Genomic DNA, 908 nt, shown 5'->3' with positions numbered 1-908 from the left:
GAAACAAATCTGCAGCGCTCGCGGGGACGGTCGACGTGGTGCTCCCCTCGGCAATGGTGCCGCGCCGCCGCTTACCGCGTATCATCTTCCGGTCGTGGGCTAGCCGAGCGAGGGCGGAAAACGGGAGGCTCGAGGAAGTCGATTAACGCTTTTTTCGCAGACGGACCGTGTTCGACTTGCGCGAAGACCTGCCGATCGTGAAGCGCCGCGTCAGCATCGGCAATCGATCGTACGATCGGCCGCTCCCTATCAAGTGAATGAGAGTTGAGAGCTTTCGATAGCGAAGGGGAGACCGTCGACACCAAAACTGTTGTCGACAAGAGCGCTAGGGTTTTGAGATTGTTCCTCATGCAAACTTCCTTCCATACCGCAGGCTACGGTCATGAAATTAGGAGGCTCGTGTATCTGGGGTTCATCCCTACGGTGCCGAAAAGTTTCCAAAGGAAGAAATTTTGTAAACGAACGTTGCTCGGAAGACCATTACGAGGAACGCGTCAAATCCGGGATGGTCGGCTGCAGCGCATTGAGGCAATCATCCAGTGGCAGCATCGTGTGGCGTCGGAAGGCGACAATCACCGCTTCCTCTTCCACCGACAGGACCGTCGAACGTGGTTCTGCCGGTCCCGTCCGGCGGTCGCTGACCGTATCACGGTTCTTCCACTTGGCGGCCATCTTCTGGTTAATCCCGTAGCGCTTGGCCAGCGTTTTCAGGCTCGCTTGACTATTCTGTATTGCTCGACGAACCGCCTCTGTCGTCGTGGCGCTGCCGTGAAGAAACTGTCCCATAGTGCATCCTTCCATTCCTGGGAAAACAATGCACCATCAAAGCCCGGTGACCTGCCCCTTTTTTCAGGGCCACTCGTAAGTCGAGCCTGTTCTCCTTTTGTGTGCCATCATTCGGCGGCGTG

Annotated in this window: 1 pseudogene; it reads right to left on the bottom strand. The window is 56.6% G+C overall.

The annotated features are described in order from the left end of the window. Positions 1–483: 483 nt before the first annotated feature. A pseudogene (locus NYR58_RS20460) lies at positions 484–786 on the bottom strand (IS481 family transposase); the annotation flags it as partial. Positions 787–908: the final 122 nt, after the last annotated feature.

Source organism: Chelativorans intermedius (assembly GCF_025398255.1).
Lineage (GTDB): Bacteria > Pseudomonadota > Alphaproteobacteria > Rhizobiales > Rhizobiaceae > Chelativorans > Chelativorans intermedius.
Note: the sequence above shows the minus strand (reverse complement) of the source record. Positions and strands in the feature narration are given on the sequence as shown.